This is a genomic window from Acinetobacter sp. YH12129, from assembly GCF_013418685.1.
GTDB lineage: Bacteria > Pseudomonadota > Gammaproteobacteria > Pseudomonadales > Moraxellaceae > Acinetobacter > Acinetobacter amyesii.
The window spans coordinates 42,167-59,898 of sequence record NZ_VPBP01000020.1 but is presented as its reverse complement, the minus strand read 5'-3'; the positions used below and the strand labels follow the sequence as shown (position 1 = coordinate 59,898).

The 17,732-nt window shown below is 38.9% G+C and carries 17 protein-coding genes; 11 read left to right on the top strand and 6 right to left on the bottom strand.

The genetic code is table 11. The features are described from left to right. Window positions 1-285 precede the first annotated feature (285 nt). A complete protein-coding gene (locus tag FTU65_RS11150) occupies window positions 286-762 on the bottom strand; it encodes a hypothetical protein (RefSeq protein WP_180010315.1) in 477 nt (158 codons plus the stop codon). On the opposite strand from FTU65_RS11150, the gene FTU65_RS11145 reads away from it, so the two are divergent. Beyond that, window positions 752-1,411 carry an SOS response-associated peptidase family protein gene (locus tag FTU65_RS11145; protein WP_180010350.1) on the top strand — a complete coding sequence of 220 codons (660 nt, stop codon included), beginning with the start codon at window positions 752-754 and terminating at the stop codon, window positions 1,409-1,411. The two genes, FTU65_RS11150 and FTU65_RS11145, sit on opposite strands and share 11 nt — an antisense overlap. A gap of 21 nt (window positions 1,412-1,432) precedes the next feature. Here the strand turns inward: FTU65_RS11145 and FTU65_RS11140 are convergent, their stop codons facing one another. After that, window positions 1,433-1,897 carry a MarR family winged helix-turn-helix transcriptional regulator gene (locus tag FTU65_RS11140; protein ID WP_078193646.1) on the bottom strand — a complete coding sequence of 155 codons (465 nt, stop codon included), beginning with the start codon at window positions 1,895-1,897 and terminating at the stop codon, window positions 1,433-1,435. Window positions 1,898-2,514: 617 nt separating this feature from the next. Between FTU65_RS11140 and FTU65_RS11135 the strand changes: the two genes are divergently transcribed. From FTU65_RS11135 to FTU65_RS11120, 4 genes are all read left to right on the top strand, one after another. Further along, on the top strand, window positions 2,515-4,035 hold the full coding sequence (locus tag FTU65_RS11135) for a transporter associated domain-containing protein (protein WP_180010316.1): 1,521 nt from the start codon (window positions 2,515-2,517) through the stop codon (window positions 4,033-4,035). 381 nt (window positions 4,036-4,416) lie between these two features. Next, complete coding sequence (locus FTU65_RS11130; protein ID WP_180010317.1) at window positions 4,417-5,145, top strand: hypothetical protein; 729 nt, start codon at window positions 4,417-4,419, stop codon at window positions 5,143-5,145. Window positions 5,146-5,164: 19 nt separating this feature from the next. After that, on the top strand, window positions 5,165-5,716 hold the full coding sequence (locus FTU65_RS11125) for a hypothetical protein (RefSeq protein ID WP_180010318.1): 552 nt from the start codon (window positions 5,165-5,167) through the stop codon (window positions 5,714-5,716). Window positions 5,717-5,811: 95 nt separating this feature from the next. Then, window positions 5,812-6,558 (top strand): IS5 family transposase, encoded by a 747-nt coding sequence (locus FTU65_RS11120; protein ID WP_180010319.1) that lies wholly within the window; start codon window positions 5,812-5,814, stop codon window positions 6,556-6,558. Window positions 6,559-6,672: 114 nt separating this feature from the next. Here FTU65_RS11120 and thiM read toward each other — a convergent pair whose 3' ends face one another. From thiM to FTU65_RS11105, 3 genes are all read right to left on the bottom strand, one after another. Continuing rightward, window positions 6,673-7,542, bottom strand: a complete 870-nt coding sequence (gene thiM, locus FTU65_RS11115) for a hydroxyethylthiazole kinase (RefSeq protein ID WP_180010320.1) — start codon at window positions 7,540-7,542, stop codon at window positions 6,673-6,675. Between the two features lie 11 nt (window positions 7,543-7,553). Then, a complete protein-coding gene (locus FTU65_RS11110) occupies window positions 7,554-8,711 on the bottom strand; it encodes a hypothetical protein (RefSeq protein ID WP_111885041.1) in 1,158 nt (385 codons plus the stop codon). Window positions 8,712-8,860: 149 nt separating this feature from the next. Continuing rightward, window positions 8,861-9,124 (bottom strand): hypothetical protein, encoded by a 264-nt coding sequence (locus FTU65_RS11105; protein WP_180010321.1) that lies wholly within the window; start codon window positions 9,122-9,124, stop codon window positions 8,861-8,863. Window positions 9,125-9,618: 494 nt separating this feature from the next. On the opposite strand from FTU65_RS11105, the gene FTU65_RS11100 reads away from it, so the two are divergent. The 6 genes from FTU65_RS11100 to FTU65_RS11075 all read left to right on the top strand — a co-directional run bounded on the left by FTU65_RS11100 (window position 9,619) and on the right by FTU65_RS11075 (window position 16,887). Beyond that, a complete protein-coding gene (locus FTU65_RS11100) occupies window positions 9,619-9,894 on the top strand; it encodes a hypothetical protein (RefSeq protein ID WP_168378916.1) in 276 nt (91 codons plus the stop codon). A gap of 352 nt (window positions 9,895-10,246) precedes the next feature. Further along, a complete protein-coding gene (gene pepN, locus FTU65_RS11095; protein ID WP_180010322.1) occupies window positions 10,247-12,856 on the top strand; it encodes an aminopeptidase N in 2,610 nt (869 codons plus the stop codon). Between the two features lie 332 nt (window positions 12,857-13,188). After that, complete coding sequence (locus FTU65_RS11090) at window positions 13,189-13,401, top strand: hypothetical protein (RefSeq protein WP_078193638.1); 213 nt, start codon at window positions 13,189-13,191, stop codon at window positions 13,399-13,401. 227 nt (window positions 13,402-13,628) lie between these two features. Continuing rightward, window positions 13,629-14,405 (top strand): Rossmann-like and DUF2520 domain-containing protein, encoded by a 777-nt coding sequence (locus FTU65_RS11085; protein ID WP_180010323.1) that lies wholly within the window; start codon window positions 13,629-13,631, stop codon window positions 14,403-14,405. A 62-nt stretch (window positions 14,406-14,467) separates the two neighbouring features. After that, on the top strand, window positions 14,468-15,151 hold the full coding sequence (locus FTU65_RS11080; RefSeq protein ID WP_180010324.1) for a class I SAM-dependent methyltransferase: 684 nt from the start codon (window positions 14,468-14,470) through the stop codon (window positions 15,149-15,151). A 218-nt stretch (window positions 15,152-15,369) separates the two neighbouring features. After that, entirely contained in the window at window positions 15,370-16,887 is a 1,518-nt protein-coding gene (locus FTU65_RS11075; RefSeq protein WP_180010325.1) for a GMC family oxidoreductase, read from the top strand. 104 nt (window positions 16,888-16,991) lie between these two features. Here FTU65_RS11075 and trmB read toward each other — a convergent pair whose 3' ends face one another. Beyond that, window positions 16,992-17,708 carry a tRNA (guanosine(46)-N7)-methyltransferase TrmB gene (gene trmB / locus FTU65_RS11070; protein ID WP_078188891.1) on the bottom strand — a complete coding sequence of 239 codons (717 nt, stop codon included), beginning with the start codon at window positions 17,706-17,708 and terminating at the stop codon, window positions 16,992-16,994. Window positions 17,709-17,732: the final 24 nt, after the last annotated feature.

Here is a 17,732-nt window from a genome sequence, read left to right as displayed (position 1 = left end):
CAGATTTAAATCCAATAGAAAATATGTGGTCACGAGTCAAGGCGATTCGAACTAAGTTTAGAGTTAAAGATATTGATAAATTATTTAAAGATTACTGTAATGATTTATTTGGTATTTAGCTATAGTGAAATAGGGGAGCGCATCCAGAGGATTGATCTTAAAAGTGCCTGTACAATCTGTCCTGACACGGCCTTCATCTGCGTTCACTGTAAACCAGCCAAATTGATCTTCTAATTCTGTCGTGTGGGCTTCATCTGCGTCAGGAAGAATCACGCCAAATTGATCTCATTGTCTTTGCTGATTTTGCATCAAGCGATAACTATTTTGAGCATGTTTTGCAAAACGGATTTCAGGAAACATTTCTGGAGATGTAATTTTAAAGTCAGAGACATTGATCATTTCACCATCAGGCAAGATGACGAATGAAAATTGTTGTTCTTGAGTATTGGGATGATTTTTGACCGTAACCCAATGATGTGTACTGATCATTTGCTGATTGCGAAAATGCTTATATTGAATACGGTACTTGCCAGCAGGGATGTCACTTTCATTGATCAGGCCTTGTTTAAATGGATATTCATTGAGATAGAGCGCGTCGAGACTAAAAGGTAGAAATGAAACGGTATGTACAGAAACTTTTGCTGCTTTGCAGTTGGATATAGACTTAAACTGAGAATTAAAACGATAAAGCGACTTCGGTCTAGATTTTTCATTTATTATAAAGATTGAATTTTTGCGGATTATGGCAAATATGTGTGCCAATTTCAAACCGATTAGCTTAGCGCAATTAAAGTCTCAAAACTTGCCTGAAATCAGTTTTGAATATCCTGAGGAAGTCTATCCTAATTATGATTTGCCGCTGCTCTTTAAGTCTGAACAAGGGCTAGAGTGGCGAAAAGTGGGTTTTGGCATGGTGCCTAAATGGGCTGAAGACAAATCTATTGCACTAAAAACCTATAATGCTCGTAATGAAACTTTGTACCAAAAGCCTACGTTTATTAATGCAATCTCAAAATGTAAATTTGGTGTAATTCCCGTGTCTGAGTTTTATGAGTCAATGTATATCGACAATAAGCCACAGCGTTGGAGCGTTAAACGCAAAGATGGAGAAGCGTTTTACATCGCTGCCTTATATGACAGTTGTAGACAAGGTGATGAGATTGTACGTTCAAGTACCATGATTACGATGGACGCTATTCAGCATGAGATGATGAAACACTTTCATGAGCCGGGCAATGTAAAACGCTCAGTGATTGTGATTCCGCATGCGCGATTAGAGGAATGGTTAAGTTGGAAATCACCGAACATCCAAAGTTTTGTACAAGGTTTTCCTGTTGATGAGTTTGAATGTGCACACGCACCCAAAATAAAAATCGAAAAAATCAGTCCCCAACTGAACTTTTTCGATTGATATTTCGGTGATGCAGAATGCTTAGCGCGCTAAGTTTTTGAAAATATGCTTTAAGCTTTCCATGGTTTTTTCAATTTGTAGCGGTGTTAAGCCTTCAAAAGATTGCTCTAGAACGACATTCGTTAGATCGTTAATCTTCTGCGTCATAGCAGTGCCTTTATCGGTTAACACGACGCGGGTAATACGCGCATCATCTTCACAAGAATAGGTATCTACTAAGCCTTCATCTTTTAAACGATAAACGATCTTGGTTGTCGTCGACATTTTAGACACGACCATTTCAGATAAATCCGAAACACTCGCATGAGGTTTAGACTTGAGTGCGAGCAGGATGCGACGACGTGAATTATCAACGCCATACTTTTTTAAGGCATGGTCGACGTTTAAAACATATTGTGAATGCACCTGAGTAACCCAGTAGAAAGGAAAATTTTCTAAACTAAAGTCATCGGTGGATGGTAAAAATTTTGAATACTTTTTTGTCATGAAGGAGTCCCCTGAATATTTGTTTTAATTTTATTTAATGTTTTAACATTCTATTGAAAAATAGAGGGTAATAGCAAGAGTTCACAATAAAAAAATAGAAAGTATAAGATATCTCATTTTTAGATTATCTTAATAGATTATATTGATATTCTGTCCAAATGATTAAAAGAGAATAAAAGCAAAGTTGGGTATACAGATAGTGTAGTGAAAATAAATAAGTTTTTAATTTAAATTGAATATTAATATATTTTACCAAAAGGTTGAAATAAATAATTCATTAGATTTGTCATACAATCTCATACAACGTATTTAATTACATTTAATTAAAAGTCAGGTGAATTCAAGCTTTTTTTAAAGTGGAAGCGGATATCTCAAAAAGTAGGTTTTAACATCTAGAAGTGTATTTTATATCGGCCATTCAAACTGTAACGCATTCAGCGTTTTTTAACATTTTGTCATATTGTTGATGCGAAAAAATATGCTTGAATACATTACAAATGCGCAAGATTGTGCATAATGGAATGGTCTATAGTTACACAGGTTAAATTTATGGATCCGTCGCCGTGCGTTGGTCTGATTAAAGATATTCTTACAATCCAGAATGAGGAAGAGAGCTAATGGAATTTTTGTTAGATCCTGGAATCTGGGTTGGTTTACTTACATTAATTATTTTAGAAATTGTACTAGGGATTGATAACCTAGTCTTCATTGCCATTTTGGCAGAAAAACTCCCTCCAGAACAACGTGACAAAGCCCGTATACTTGGTCTTTCACTCGCATTGTTAATGCGATTAGGATTGTTATTTGCAATCTCTTGGTTGGTCACATTAACAAAGCCCCTGATTACCGTTTTTGATTGGACATTCTCTGGTCGAGATCTCATATTATTGTTCGGTGGATTGTTCTTAGTCTATAAGGCGGTCACAGAGCTGCATGAGAAATTAGAAGGTAAACCAGAAGTTCAAGTGACAACAAAAGTGGCTTATGCGAGCTTTACGGCAGTCGTGGCGCAAATTGTTGTCTTAGATGCAGTTTTCTCTCTTGATTCTGTTATTACAGCAATCGGTATGGTCGACAACATTTATGTCATGATGGCTGCAATGATTGTGGCAATGGCAGTGATGTTACTTGCATCTAAACCGTTAACGGCCTTTGTGAACCGACATCCAACCGTCGTGATTCTATGTTTAAGCTTCTTATTACTTATCGGTATTAGTTTGATTGCAGAAGGCTTTGGTTTCCACATTCCGAAAGGCTATATCTACTCAGGTATTGGAGTTGCGATTATCATCGAAGCCTTTAACCAGTTTAGTCAGCGTAATGCTCAAAAACACGAAGCGAAAATTCCATTACGCCACCGTACTGCGGACAGTATTTTAAAGCTGATGGGTGGGCGCTTAGAAGCCGATCAAGTCGGTAATCAAGCGCAAGAAACCTTTGCAGACGAAGAGCGTTACATGATTGGTGGTGTATTGACGCTTGCAGAGCGTTCAGTTGCATCGATCATGACTCCCCGTAATCAAATTTCTTGGGTGGATTTAAATGACACACCTGAGCAAATTCGTGAGCAAGTCCTTTCAGTGCCGCACAGTTTATTCCCTGTGTGTCGTGGTAGCTTGGATAAAGTGATTAGTATTGTCCGTGCGAAAGAGCTTATTGATGTTTTAGATAGTGAAGATGATCTAAAAGCATTGATTAAACGTCATCGTCCGATCTTTATTTTCCAAAAGATGAAGGTGATTGATGCGATTAATACCTTGCGTACCTCTAAAGGCTCTTTGGTACTGGTTACGGATGAGTTTGGTGCGGTACAAGGTCTGATTTCACCACTCGATGTGTTTGAAGCGATTGCTGGTGAATTCCCTGATGCGGATGAACAACTTGATTTGATTAAAATCGATGATGAACATTGGAAAGCTTCAGGCATGCTCGATCTGTATCAGTTAGAACTTGAATTGGAAATGCTGGATTTGATCGAAGAAGATGATGGTTACATCAGTGTTTCAGGCCTCATTTTGGATCAGACTCATGGCAATGTTGAAGTCGGAACTGTGGTTGAATTTAAAGGCATCCAATTTAAAGTTACGGCAATGGATGAAAACCGCATTAAAACGGTTGATATCTATTACCAAGCTTAATGCTTAAATCTTAAAATAACTCAAAGACAGCTTTTAGAAGCTGTCTTTTTTGTATGACTAGAAAGTATAAGAAATCCTATCCAAGGGGGCTGTAATTCACGATGTTAAAACGTATTATATTTACATGATGTAACAGTAAAAAAACGCTGCAACTTTTGAGCTTTTAGAGGGTTAAAGCGGTTCAAAAGTAAAAAATATTGATAGGGTTGATTTTAAAAAAAGCATGAGGGTAAATAGCGATTCATTTTTAACTTTGGGTTTTAATCATCATTGATGATCTATGAATAATTTTATTTCATTTAAATATCGCTTCGGAAAACTTTATAACTAGGGACTTTGAAAAAACATCAAAGTTAATCCATTAAGAAAATGGGTGTTGGTATGGCGATCACTGAGAATATCATTGATTTTTGCAAACTCACGACTGAAGAAAAACATGAGTTGTTTCAACGGCTCTGGGAGTTTGATCAACGTATTTTCCCGACATCGAAAATTGAGCAACTTTATCAATACATGCATGACCCCGATATTGTAGCATTACCAATTATTCAGTATTTTGAGCAAGATAAACTGATCGGGCAAAACATTGTGCGTATATTAAAAATTATGCATAACAATCGGCCGATTTTTATTTTTAATTCACGGGCAGGGGTATTGGTAGATTACCGGCGGAAAAACCTGACCTTAAATTCGGCGATTAAAGTGGCGATGCAGCATCAGATTCGATTTCCAGCGATTCCGATGTGGTTTGTGGCTACATTGGCACAACCAAAGGTATATACATTATTTGCCTCGCGCTCTGTTAAGTTTTATCCAAGGCATGGTGTCCCGATGCCCACTGAGTATGCGGATGTTTTAAACAGTTATAAAATCCGTCAGCATGATGTGCAGCATCGCGCTGAGGATATTTTTGTTCATCGTTGTGATTTACCGAAGGTGACGCCTGAGCAATTGGTTCGGCTACGGAAAAAATCTGATGAACATGTTCAATTTTTTATGCAGCACGTGCCAGATTATTTTGATGGCATGGGTTTAATGTGTATTTGTAAATTAAATGTTTCAACTATTTTTGAAGCAAGTATGAATCTGGCAGTTGGGCGGGCAGTTTAATGATGGACATGGATGTGTTATGCGACAAATGACGATATATCGATTATTCGGTTTCGGCGCGGCGATCTTTTTAACGGCTTGTCAGCCAGCAGAGCAAAAAGTACAGGAGCAATCGCAGAAATGTGTTGCCCCCGAAAAACTGGTCAAACAAATTTATGATCAAGAGTTGAAATTGCATGCTTTGAGTAAAGATCAACTTACTGCCTATTTTGAGCCATCGTTAGCGGAACGTATGCAAGCAGAAATTAACTGTAAGCAGTCGCAACAAGCGTGTAATGTGGATTTTGATATTTTCACGGATAGCCAAGATCCGCAGCAAGATTCGAAAAAAGGTGTTCAGCCTAAACTGAGTTTTGATGAAAATAAAAACGTCGTTCGTGCTGAGTTTAAAATTGGCGATGAAGCCAAAGTATTAAATTATGAAATGAGTGATGGCGACTGTTCAAAAATCAAAAATATTGTCTATGCGGGGGACTATGACCTCGACATGATTTTGAGTAATCCAACAGAAACGATCGAAAATTCAGAAATGTTTGATGCCAATGCTGCAAGTGACAGTACGGCACAGTAAAATTTTTGTCGCATATTAGGGTCTGTTGACATTTGTTGATTAAAAAAATAGCGAGATAGTAAAATTAAATCGCCAAACCCAATTTTACACTCGCTATGCCTCGAACAATGCTAAATGATCAACACTGGTCCAAGTTACTTGCTATTTTCCGTCACTTTAATATTTATCTCAAATTAAATTTACGGAATTTTATTGAAGCGATTTTATTTCGAATTAGAACAGGCTGTCCTTGGCGAGATTTACCTCAAGAGTTTGGTAAATCAAATTCTATTTTTAAGAAATATAATCGATGGTCTAAAAATAGTAAGTTTATGAATATTTTTGAATTATTCAGCCAGCATGCTGATAAAGAGTGGATTTTTATCGATGGGAGCCATGTACGAGCGCATCAACATTCAGCTGGTATTAAGAATCAAAGTATTTCCAAAAGTATTGGTGGTAATAGTTCAAAAATACATTTAGCAATCGATTCAAATGGTAATCCTATTGAATTTATTATTTCAGATGGAACTCCACATGATATTAAGGTTGCACCTGATCTTGTATCAAAATTAGATTTAACAGAGTCAGAAATGCTATGTGCAGATAAAGGCTATGATTCAGAAAGTTTCAGAAAGAAAATTAGAGAAAGTAATACGAAAGCAAACATTCCTCGAAGATCAAATGCCAAATCTAGCAATGATGATATGGACTGGTATATATATAAAATCAGACATTTAGTTGAAAATGCATTTTGTAGATTAAAACAATTTAGAGGAATTGCCACAAGATACGATAAGCTAAAACGTAACTATCAAAGCGCTGTTGCTTTAGCTTGTATATTTATATGGTTGCCTCTTTAGCTCAATTTATCGGCTGTAAATGTCAACACACCCTAATTAGTACAAAACAGTATGAATCCCTGAACAGCTTGAGCCTTTTACTCAAGCTGTTTTTTTTCTCAAGCTATCATAGCTTCATAGTGCATAAATTTGCATGTTGGCAAGTTGATTGAAATCGTCTTCATTGAGATTATAAATTTCATCTAAAAATGCAACATTAAAACTGCCGACACTTGAGCTAATTTCATAGGCTTTTTGACCCGCAATCGCAAAGTGCAAATGTGCTGCGACCGTGCCAGCAGTTAGCGTTTCACTCACGGCGCAATAAGCCGCTGTTAACGCACCTAAAGCGCAGCCAGAAGCCGTCACTTTGGGTTGTAAGTAAGATCCACCATTAATCTGTATCACCGCATTCATTTCTTTCGATAAGATGAAATCTGATTCGCCTGAAATTGCCACACATTCACAGTGTTCTAACAAGGGCACAGCATTTAAATAAATTTCTGCACTATTGAGCGTGCTATCGACACCGCGGGATTCACCTTGGTTACCTGCAAGACCGCTAATTTCTGATGCGTTGCCGCGAATAATACTTGGCTTGTATTGGAGTAATTGGTCAACCATTTCAGATCGCCATGGCAAAACGGGGCCATAACCGACAGGGTCAAGCACCCAAGGTTTATTTAAATTTTGTGCTGTTTGTGCAGCAATTTGCATGGCCTGCATTTGTTCAGACGTTGGCGTACCTAAATTGATATTCAATGCACTGGCAATAGAGGCAAAGCTTTCGGCTTCAAAGGGATTATCAATCATTGCAGGAGAAGCACCCGCAGCTAAAAGGACATTGGCGACATAATTGCTCGCAACTGCATTGGTGAGGATATGCACCAAAGGTTGTTTGGATTGAAGTTCAATCCACGCATTAATGACGCTTTGTAAAAGCGGGCTATTTAAGTCAGTTAATTCACTGTTCATGGTCGTTTCAAAATTTTCAGATTGATTCATCGTTTTCTCCCTTAGCGGGTGAAGTAATGGTCTTGATGTTTACAATTACGGCAGAACAGGGTCACATAATCTGCGGCATCATAATCGACAGAGAGCTCTTGTGAACCACAGTACATGCAGCGCTTTGTGGAATAAAAATTTAATCGTGGTTCGATTTTTTTCCAAGCATGGCGTATCGGTTGCACAAAGATACTTTCATCGAGTCCTAAAAAGTTAAAGAGCAAAATTTCACTCATTTTACTAAACGGTAATTGTGGCGGACGAGGGAGGGTAAAGGTTTCCCATTTTTCCTGTAAGCCACGTTCACGGTATTGCTGTAAGGTCTTTTTTAACAGATTAGTATTAATGAAGTTTTCATTACGTACTTGCAGAGCTTTTTGTTTATGTAGATATTCGAGTGCTGACTGAATCATATAGTAAATCTGCCCAACCGCTAGATGGTCGAGTAGGCGATAACAGAACACTTGAAAGCTTTTATTCCCTGCAATTTGAATGCCCCATGTCTTACAGTAAAACTGCATGAATTGGACAATTTCTTGAAACAGTAGGAGATACAAGCACTCTTTCACTTCGTCAGCGCTTTTAAAAGGAACACCCAGAGCTAAATTTTCATAAAACCAATGGCGCAGTTGCTGTGCTACGCTAAAAAGGCTGGGCTCTGAATATCCATCCAAACGGACATTGATATAATACTGTTCAGCTTGTAGTGCATCATCTTTCACAATCAAAATTTGCTCATGCACGAGATGCTTTTTGAGTGATTGTTGGAAGAAATAATTCGGGCTGATGTTATGATACTTAATAGCGTCCCAGTCGATAAATTCTTGATGCGCCGTATGTTCTTGGACGTGATTATCCAATAAAGCCAGCAAAAAGAGTTTCTGTAAAAAACTCAGTTCACTTAATTCACGTTCAACGATATCTTTATTTTTGAGTTTACGCTGTTCTTGTAAACGGGTTTCTTTCAGTAGTTTTTTTCGCGCAGCCTGACAGTTTTCACAATGACAGTTGTATTGCTGTTCTGGAAATATTTGATGATGACAGTGGCTACACTGATAAAAATTAAATTCTTGCTCATCTAATTTTTCAGCATCTACCCAATACATAGATGCACGACACAACGGGCATTGCGTACTTTCATCCATTTGTTTGCGTAGAATATTGAACATGTTGCCAGCGTTTCTTGAAAGGTTAAATTGATTATACACATCTCTGTTTAAAGACGGGTTTGCAATTTCAGTTGCAGCAGCTCAGGCGAGAAGTCGACAAATAAAAAAAGCTGCATAGTGATGATGCAGCTTTTAGTCAGAATGGATTATTAATAGGCGGCTGGGCATGGGATCGATTCGTCCTCCTCTCCAAGTTGTTTGGCTTGTATTAAAGCTTGCACTTTTTTAGGCGCAACTTTTTTAGTGCCTAATGCACTATATGAGTTAAGTAATGAACTGACCTCAAAGGCTTTGAGTGGAATCCCTTCGCAGGTCATAAACATTGCAATCACCTGATGGTCGATATTTACAGCATCAAGTGCTTGCAGTGTCTTCATATTTTCAATACGGATGATGTGTTCTTTAATAAACATAATGCACCTCTTTTTGTTTTATTCTGAATATTTTGCTTTTGGCAATTAAGTAGATGCAAAACGCATGCTCAACTGTTTTGAGTAGAGATTTTAAAGCAGATAAACTGTATATTTACTTACTAAGGTATTGAAAATAAATTATTAATTTAAAAGTAACAAAATAATATTGATGAGTGTTTCTATCCCAGATGCATTCTCAAAATGCTTAAACTGTTGAAAAAGAAACATCTTGGTGCAAGGTTTAAACAGAAGTATGCAATCAAATCCAAATGAGAAGATTGATATGAATTGCTTACTAAGGTGCTTTTTGGAAGGAATCACCTAAGCGATTAGATTTGAAAAGTATATTTGTATATATTGAGCTTATAATTTTTAATGATCTAGGCTTCTCGAAATGAAACCAAGCGGAATCTACTGAACTTGATACACAGCATGATTCAGCTTGATTTCTAAAGGTTTTGATCTTTTTTATCCTTTCTTTGTATGGAATACACATGTCAGACGCACTTAAAAACAGCAATATCACTCGCATGCAATTATATAAGCAGCCACAGGGTACGGTTGGCGCGCTGATTATTGGGCATGATCAAACTTTAGAAAAGACGATCGAGTTACTGGGCCTGGCGCAGCAACATCAAGTATCTAAAATTTATGTGGCTGGTGTGACGGAAGAAATTCAGCAATTCCTCACCTCCAAAGTCACGGCATTTCAATTTTACTTTGCTGCAGACTACGACAGCGCACTCGATTTAATTTTTGCAAATCAATAATCCTCTAAATCTTAAGCTGGAAAGTTTGAGCGCAATAATTTGAACGTACAGATGGATAAAGCATTTGTACTTTCTCTTTCTAGTATATAGGTGCTTTATTTATTTGATGTAGTTAATAATTTGCATATTGCAGTAGCTGTGCTCAACTCAGGCATTTATTTTGCTTAAACATGGCGAAAATATGTGCCAGCCTTTAAATTATTCAATAAAGATGATTGAAAACAACATGCGCTGAGCCCATATATAAATCATTGTAAATGCGAAGACAGCTTATGCATCTTGTCGTATGATCAAGTCATTCACAATGTGTTCAAAAAGCTGATAAAGCAATAACTAAGGAATAGGACGAGATATGAACATTGCGGCAAATCCAGTGGTCGAAGCAGACCAAACTGTTTATTTAAAAGATTATCAAAAACCATCATTTGTCGTAGATAGTATCGATCTAGATATTCAAGTCTTTGATGACCATACCAATGTAAATGCAAAATTAGTGATGCAGCGTCAAACAGCAGGGGATTTGGTGTTATTGGGTCGTGATTTGGAACTCAAATCAATTCGCTTAAATGGTCAAGTCTTGCCGGCAGATGCCTATGTTGTAGATGCAGAACAACTGGTGATTTCAAATGCACCTGACCAAGCTGTCATTGAAACCGAAGTCGTGATTCATCCTGAAAGCAATACTCAACTCGAAGGTTTATACCAAGCGGCAGGCGATCTATTCGTCACCCAAAACGAGCCTGAAGGCTTCCGTAAAATTACCTATTATCCTGACCGTCCTGATGTGCTATCGGTATTTACCACACGTGTCGAAGCGGATAAAAAATTCCCTGTATTACTTGCCAATGGTAATTTGATTGAAGCGGGTGAAACCGGTGAAGGTCGTCATTATACCGTTTGGCAAGATCCAACCAAAAAACCATCGTATCTATTTGCCTGTGTGATTGGTGACTTGGCTGTACTCAAAGATTCTTATGTGACGTCTGAAGGTCGTAATGTTGCTTTAGAAATCTATGCAGAAGAAAAAGACATTCCAAAATGTCATATTGCGATGGAAGCTTTAAAACATTCGATGCGTTGGGACGAAGAACATTATGGTCGTCCTTATGATTTAGACAATTATATGATCGTGGCAACCAGTGCATTTAACATGGGTGCAATGGAAAACAAAGGTTTGAATATTTTCAACACCTCTTGTGTGCTTGCTGATGAAGAATATACGACTGATGCTGCGATCATGCGCGTTCAGTCTGTGATTGCACATGAATACTTCCATAACTGGACGGGTAACCGTATTACCTGTCGTGATTGGTTCCAACTCTGCTTAAAAGAAGGTTTGACAGTATTCCGTGATCAGTCGTTCTCAGAAGATTTACAATCTGCTGCGGTACAACGGATCGATGATGTTGCAGTGTTAAAAGCACATCAGTTCCCTGAAGATTCAGGCCCGCTTTCACATCCACCGCGTCCAGATCATTTTGTTGAAATTAATAACTTCTATACCGCAACAGTGTACGAAAAAGGTGCGGAAATTAACCGCATGATGGCGACATTGCTGGGCAAAGAAAAATTCCGTGCAGGTACTGACGAATATTTCAAACGCCATGATGGTCAAGCTGTGACTGTTGAAGATTGGGTGGCAGCACTAACAGCAGGTTCAGGTGTAGATTTATCGAGTTTCTTGATTTGGTATAACCAACCGGGCACACCAAAACTTGAAGCAAAAGGTGAGTACGATGCTGCAAATCAAACCTATACTTTAAGTTTGAAACAAAGCTTAAAAGCGCATCCGAAATATCCAAATTTAAAAGCAGTGCCAATTCCTGTGGCTTTGGCATTGTTTGATGCGACGAGTGGTGAACAGTTAGTTCTCAGCTCAGATGCATTGGTTGAAAATGGCATCAAAGATGGCGTGTATTTATTTGATACCGATACTGCAACGATTACATTTAGCGGTGTAAAAACCCAGCCTGTTGTGTCTTTACTGCGTAATTTCTCTGCACCTGTTAATCTTGAATTTAACTATTCAGATGAAGAGCTTGCTTTCCTGATGCAGTACGAGCCGAATGGTTTTAACCAATGGCAAGCCAGCCAAACCTTGTTAGAACGTATTTTGTTAAATGGCCATGATGCTGACATCTATGTCCAAGCTATACAAAATACATTACCAGCATTGGTTGAGCGTGATCCACTACTTGCTTCACGTTTATTCGATGTACCGACAGAGGGTTATTTAGGTAGCCGTATTGATGCCGACTACAGTCCTGCCCAAGTGCAAGAACAGCGTGAAGCACTTTTAAGTCGTGTGGCACGTGAGTTAGGTGCTTTCTTTAAAGAGACTTATGCAACTTTAGACCCTGATGCGCAGAAAGAGTTTTCACAAGCCATGGGTGTTCGTGCATTGAAAAACATCATGTTGAGCATGATGGCACGTCAAGGCGATGCATCCGTATTTGAATTGGCCTATGAACAATTTAGCTCTACAGGCAATATGTCTGAACGTCTTGGTGCTTTAAAAGTATTGGTTTGGAATGATGCACCACAAGCACAGCAAGCTTTAGAAACTTTCTACACACGCTTTAAAAATGAAGCCTTGTCGATGGACCAATGGTTTATGCTGCAAGCAGCACATCCGAAAGCAACTGCGGAAACCATCAATGCACTGACTGCTCATCCTGACTATGACTTGAAAGTACCGAACCGTATTCGTGCGGTTACAGGCGGTTTAAATAGCAATCCTGTCAACACATGGAGTTTTGGTGTGCAGCACATTGTTGAATTGGCAAAATTCCTCGATGAGAAGAATCCAATTGTCGGTTCACGTTTACTGCAAATTTTGTCCCGTTGGTACACTTTGGCAGAACCGCAGCGTAGTGAAGTCAAAGCAAAACTTGAAGCACTTAAACCTGTTGTGAAATCGAAGAATGTGTCAGAAACATTAAACAGTATGTTGAGTGTTTAATCATTCAACCTCTCTGTACGATTGATTTGAGTTAAATCAGTCCTACTAAAATGAGTCTGTTGTCATAGGTATGGCAGCAGGCTTTTTTATATCCAGTCTTTTTTATCTAAACTTTAGTTAGGATTGAAAATCAATCATGTTTAGATGACTGAAACTCAAAAAATTTCTCTGAGCATTTATTTAAATTACATAATAATTGCAATATAAATCACATAATGGCGCTACAATAAAATAGGTCTAACACATGAATGACTGTATGCGGTAAGGCATCCAAGTTCATGAATGTTTAGATTTTTTTATCTATTTCATTGTGCAAGATTTTGAGGCGGGTCATGTTAGTTAAGGTTGATGAAGGTTTTTATTTAAACTCACATCATATTATTGCAATTCGAATTAATAGAGATTTGCTTGATACCTTTGTTGTTTCGGTAGAATACACACCCAATAGTGTGCAAAACACAGGTGTATTTGAAAAGAAATTCAATGCGCGCCGCGATGCAGAACAATACCTACAGACTCTGAATCAGATCATTGGTAAATCGTAAAAGCTAAAGTGCATATCGTGGATATTGTCTAGATTGAAATGGACATGACATGAATCAGACGCAGATTGACGTCTAGCAAAAGGGATGAAGTGCATCCCTTTTTTTGTGCTTATCTGAGCGAAACTGATGCGAAGAATTGAAAATAAATCATTCTATCGATACGACTCGATTTGCACGTCGGATATTTTCCTGACATGCTGTAGCCATCCAAAATGAGTTAAAACTATATGCGAATCAGTATTGTGGGTGCAGGTCGTGTTGCACATCATTTGCTCAATGTGCTTCATCCACAACATCACATTGTGCAAGTTTATGCGCGAAATCTTGATAATGCAGAAAAACTTGCGGCAACTGTAGGTGCAGAAGCCATTCATACCCCAACTAAGTTGAATGCTGAGATTGATCTTTTGATCATTGCGGTGAGCGACCAATCGATTGCAACCGTTATTCAGCAAGTCAAAGCCTATCTGCCACAAGTTTTGATTGTGCATACGTCAGGTAGCACCAATATCACGGTACTGACCCAACAGCATTCGCGAGCAGGGGTGTTTTATCCTTTACAAACCTTTAGTTTAGATCGAGATGTGGACTGGATGTCGACACCGATCTTTGTAGAAGCGGCCGACTCTGCAGATTTGACGACACTTACAGATTTAGCAAACAGCATGAGCCAAAGGGTTTATCAATATGATTCGGCACAGCGCTTGAGTCTGCATCTTGCTGCGGTGTTTGCCTGTAATTTTAGTAATTATTGTTATGACATGGCAAAGCAGATTGTTGATGCAAAACAAGTCGAATTTAGCTTACTTTATCCTTTGATTTTAGAGACAGCCAATAAAGCTACTCAGGCTGAACCACGTAACATGCAAACAGGTCCTGCAATGCGTGGGGATCAAAATATCATGTTGATGCATGCCAATATGCTTGAGCAAGCTGATCAAGTCGATCTGAAAGCGGTCTATGAAATGTTGAGTCAGCAGATTTTTGAGCATCATCAGAAATAAACAATCCATAAAGAACAATGAATATTTATTAGCTTAGACATACATGTCAAACAGGATGTTACATGGCAAAAGATTTTAATAGCCCACAAGTGGTCGAAAGTTATGATGCACATATACGTAAATTAATTCCCGGTTATGAACTTGTCCATCAACAGATTCAGGCGGTGTTAAATTGCTATGTCGCTGAAGATGCCCATGTACTGATTATTGGATGTGGGACGGGCTATGAATTGGGCTATCTCATGGCCTTGAATCCAACATGGTCATTTACCGTTACAGAATTATCTGAAAATATGCTGAATCAAACACGGCAAAGTGTTGAAGCTGCTGGACAGTTGCATCGCGTCAAATTTGTTTTGGGCAGTCACACTACTTTTGAGCAGGCGAGTTGTTTTGATGCGGCGCTGAGTATCTTGGTGACGCACTTCATTGCGTTGTCCGAAAAAAATGAATTTTTAACAAAAGCTTTTGAATTGCTTAAACCGCAGGGCATTTTTTTAAGTTTTGACTTGATGCAAACTCATTCGAATTTTGAGCAGCGTGTCCTGCCTGAGTTTTGCCAAATGCAAGGTTTATCTGCTGCACAAGCGACAAAAATGATGCAGCGTTTAGAGGATGATTTTGAACTGATTAGCCAGCAGTATTATCAAAGCTTACTGAGGGAAATAGGCTTTGATCAAATCCATTGTTTCAGTCAAATCTTTAGCTATGCAGCTTACTGTGCTTTTAAAACGTCGATTAATTGAAAAAAATAATAGAGTCCACGATTGGGCGTATGAAGTTCATCGATCAATTTGACAGATATTGATGCCACCTTGCAAGAGTGAAGCATGAAACAAAATTTCGATCATCAGTTTCATCCTTCTTGCACGGTAGCGTGTTCATTTTTTTAAAAAAGAAACTTTTCAGTCAGCGTTAAATCACTTATTGTGCATTTATAAAAAGAATCAATTGGATGAAAATAATGTCAAAAATGGAATTTGATTATATTGTGATTGGTGGCGGAAGTGCGGGATGCGTACTGGCTGCACGCCTCAGTGAAGATCCACATATATCTGTGTGCTTACTAGAAGCAGGTGGGCAAGGTGATCAGTGGACGGTCAATATTCCAGCTGCGTGCGTCGTGAGCTTACCGACTAAAATCAATAATTGGGCCTTTGAAACTGTGCCTCAAGCTGGCTTGAATGGTCGTAAAGGCTATCAACCACGTGGAAAATGCCTTGGTGGTTCATCCAGTATTAATGCCATGATTTATATTCGTGGACATAAAAATGACTATGATCAATGGGCAGCACAGGGCAATACTGGCTGGTCATACGACGAGGTCTTGCCCTATTTTATTCGCTCAGAAAATAACAATCGAATACAGAATGAATTCCACGGTAATGACGGCCCTCTATCCGTCACAGATGTGCAAAGCGACAATATTTTCCATCAACGCTATACCGAAGCGGCTCGTGCACAAGGCCATAAAGTCCTCGATGATTTTAATGGTGCAGAACAAGAAGGCTTAGGGGTTTATCAGGTTACGCATATCAATGGAGAACGTTGTAGTGTGGCGCGTGCGTACTTATTTCCACATTTAGATCGGCCAAATTTAACTGTATTAACCAAAGCAACGACACATAAAATTACCATAGAGCATCAAGTTGCGACTGGTGTAGAAGTACAACATGCAGGGCAAATGAAACACCTAAAAGCCAGACGGGAGGTCTTATTACCGGGTGTAGGAAAGAACTTCCACGATCATCCCGATTTCATTTTTGGTTATAAAGTCAAAGAATACCAAGGCACATTTGGCGTGTCCTTACCTGGCTCAATTGATATGTTCAAGCAGATCAGTCGCTATCGTAAGGAACGACGAGGTATGATTGCTTCAAATTTTGCAGAATGTGGTGGTTTTCTAAAGTCTTCACCCGATTTAGCCATTCCAAATTTGCAATTACACTTTGTTGTGGCGTTAGTAGATGACCATGCACGTAAATTTCACGCAAGCCATGGTTTATCTTGTCATGTGTGTCTGCTCAATCCAAGAAGTCGTGGCACGATCAAACTAAGTGGTTCCAGTGTAAATGATCCATTATTGATTGATCCAAACTTTTTAGGGAATGAGCAGGATTTAGAAGATTTGGTACAAGGCTTTAAGTTGACGCAGCAATTAATGATGTCTCCGTCTTTATCGAGTCATTATCAGCAAGATTTATTTACCTCACTGGTCAAAACAAATGATGATATACGTGCAATCTTACGTCAGCGTGTGGATACAGTTTATCACCCTGTCGGTAGTTGTAAGATGGGCGTGGATGAGATGTCTGTGGTTGACCCTGAATTAAAAGTCTACGGGATTCAAAACCTTCGTGTCGTCGATGCCTCTATTATGCCTTCTGTGGTGAATGGCAATACCAATGCGCCGACAGTGATGATTGCTGAAAAAGCCGTGGATATGATTCGACAAAGTCAGCTCCAAGCGCAAGTAGCCTAGTGGTTATTCGTTTTTATGTGATTTGATACAACACAGATAAATCTCAGATCAAAAACAGCAATAAAAAACCACCGCTAACGGTGGTTTTTTATTTCATTCAAAAATTAGTTTACTTTTTTGAAGATGAAGTCATTAATTTTATGGCCTGCTTCAATTCCGCGACGTTCAAATTTAGTTTGTGGACGCCAGTCTGGACGAGGGTAGCTATTGCCTTTACCCGCAAGGTTTTCAAGACGTGGACGTTCTTCAAGAACTTCGATCATCCATTCAGCATACGGTTCCCAGTCAGTTGCTGAGTGGAATGTGCCGCCGATTTCTAATTTTTCTTCAACCAATGGCATACGGTCATGAGATACAAAACGACGTTTGAAATGACGTTTCTTCTGCCATGGATCTGGGAAGTATAATTGCACAGTATTAATACTGTTATCTGGCATTTCACGTAGCACTTGGATGGCATCAGCATCCAATACTCGAAGGTTAGTTAAACCTGCAAGACCTGCTTCATAAACACATTGAGCGATACCCGGAACATGCACTTCAATGCCGACAAAGTTTCGCTCTGGGTTTGCTTTTGCCATTAGCACCAAAGAGCGACCCATACCAAAACCGATCTCTACAGTTAATGGGCGTTCAGGGTGTTCAAAATGCTGACGCAAATCACCAACGGGGTATTCCAAAATTAGATGACCATATTGTTCCAGCGCAGTACGTTGCGAAGTATTAAGTGGCGCAGAGCGGCGCATAAACGTCACGATTTCACGGTGTTCGTTTAGGTTATCCAGATCTACTGCGTGCTGGTCTAATTGATCGTTCGACATAACTTTGGCAAATGTAAAAAATTC

Excerpts from the sequence above, each read along its gene's own strand:
- thiM (WP_180010320.1), bottom strand. The coding sequence starts at position 7,542 with ATGAATCAATCTGAAAATTTTGAAACGACCATGAACAGTGAATTAACT.
- FTU65_RS11110 (WP_111885041.1), bottom strand. The coding sequence starts at position 8,711 with ATGTTCAATATTCTACGCAAACAAATGGATGAAAGTACGCAATGCCCG.
- FTU65_RS11080 (WP_180010324.1), top strand. The coding sequence starts at position 14,468 with ATGGCAAAAGATTTTAATAGCCCACAAGTGGTCGAAAGTTATGATGCA.
- FTU65_RS11120 (WP_180010319.1), top strand. The coding sequence starts at position 5,812 with ATGCCTCGAACAATGCTAAATGATCAACACTGGTCCAAGTTACTTGCT.
- trmB (WP_078188891.1), bottom strand. The coding sequence starts at position 17,708 with ATGTCGAACGATCAATTAGACCAGCACGCAGTAGATCTGGATAACCTA.
- FTU65_RS11140 (WP_078193646.1), bottom strand. The coding sequence starts at position 1,897 with ATGACAAAAAAGTATTCAAAATTTTTACCATCCACCGATGACTTTAGT.
- FTU65_RS11085 (WP_180010323.1), top strand. The coding sequence starts at position 13,629 with ATGCGAATCAGTATTGTGGGTGCAGGTCGTGTTGCACATCATTTGCTC.
- FTU65_RS11145 (WP_180010350.1), top strand. The coding sequence starts at position 752 with ATGTGTGCCAATTTCAAACCGATTAGCTTAGCGCAATTAAAGTCTCAA.
- FTU65_RS11135 (WP_180010316.1), top strand. The coding sequence starts at position 2,515 with ATGGAATTTTTGTTAGATCCTGGAATCTGGGTTGGTTTACTTACATTA.
- FTU65_RS11090 (WP_078193638.1), top strand. The coding sequence starts at position 13,189 with ATGTTAGTTAAGGTTGATGAAGGTTTTTATTTAAACTCACATCATATT.
- pepN (WP_180010322.1), top strand. The coding sequence starts at position 10,247 with ATGAACATTGCGGCAAATCCAGTGGTCGAAGCAGACCAAACTGTTTAT.
- FTU65_RS11100 (WP_168378916.1), top strand. The coding sequence starts at position 9,619 with ATGTCAGACGCACTTAAAAACAGCAATATCACTCGCATGCAATTATAT.
- FTU65_RS11075 (WP_180010325.1), top strand. The coding sequence starts at position 15,370 with ATGTCAAAAATGGAATTTGATTATATTGTGATTGGTGGCGGAAGTGCG.
- FTU65_RS11130 (WP_180010317.1), top strand. The coding sequence starts at position 4,417 with ATGGCGATCACTGAGAATATCATTGATTTTTGCAAACTCACGACTGAA.
- FTU65_RS11125 (WP_180010318.1), top strand. The coding sequence starts at position 5,165 with ATGCGACAAATGACGATATATCGATTATTCGGTTTCGGCGCGGCGATC.
- FTU65_RS11105 (WP_180010321.1), bottom strand. The coding sequence starts at position 9,124 with ATGTTTATTAAAGAACACATCATCCGTATTGAAAATATGAAGACACTG.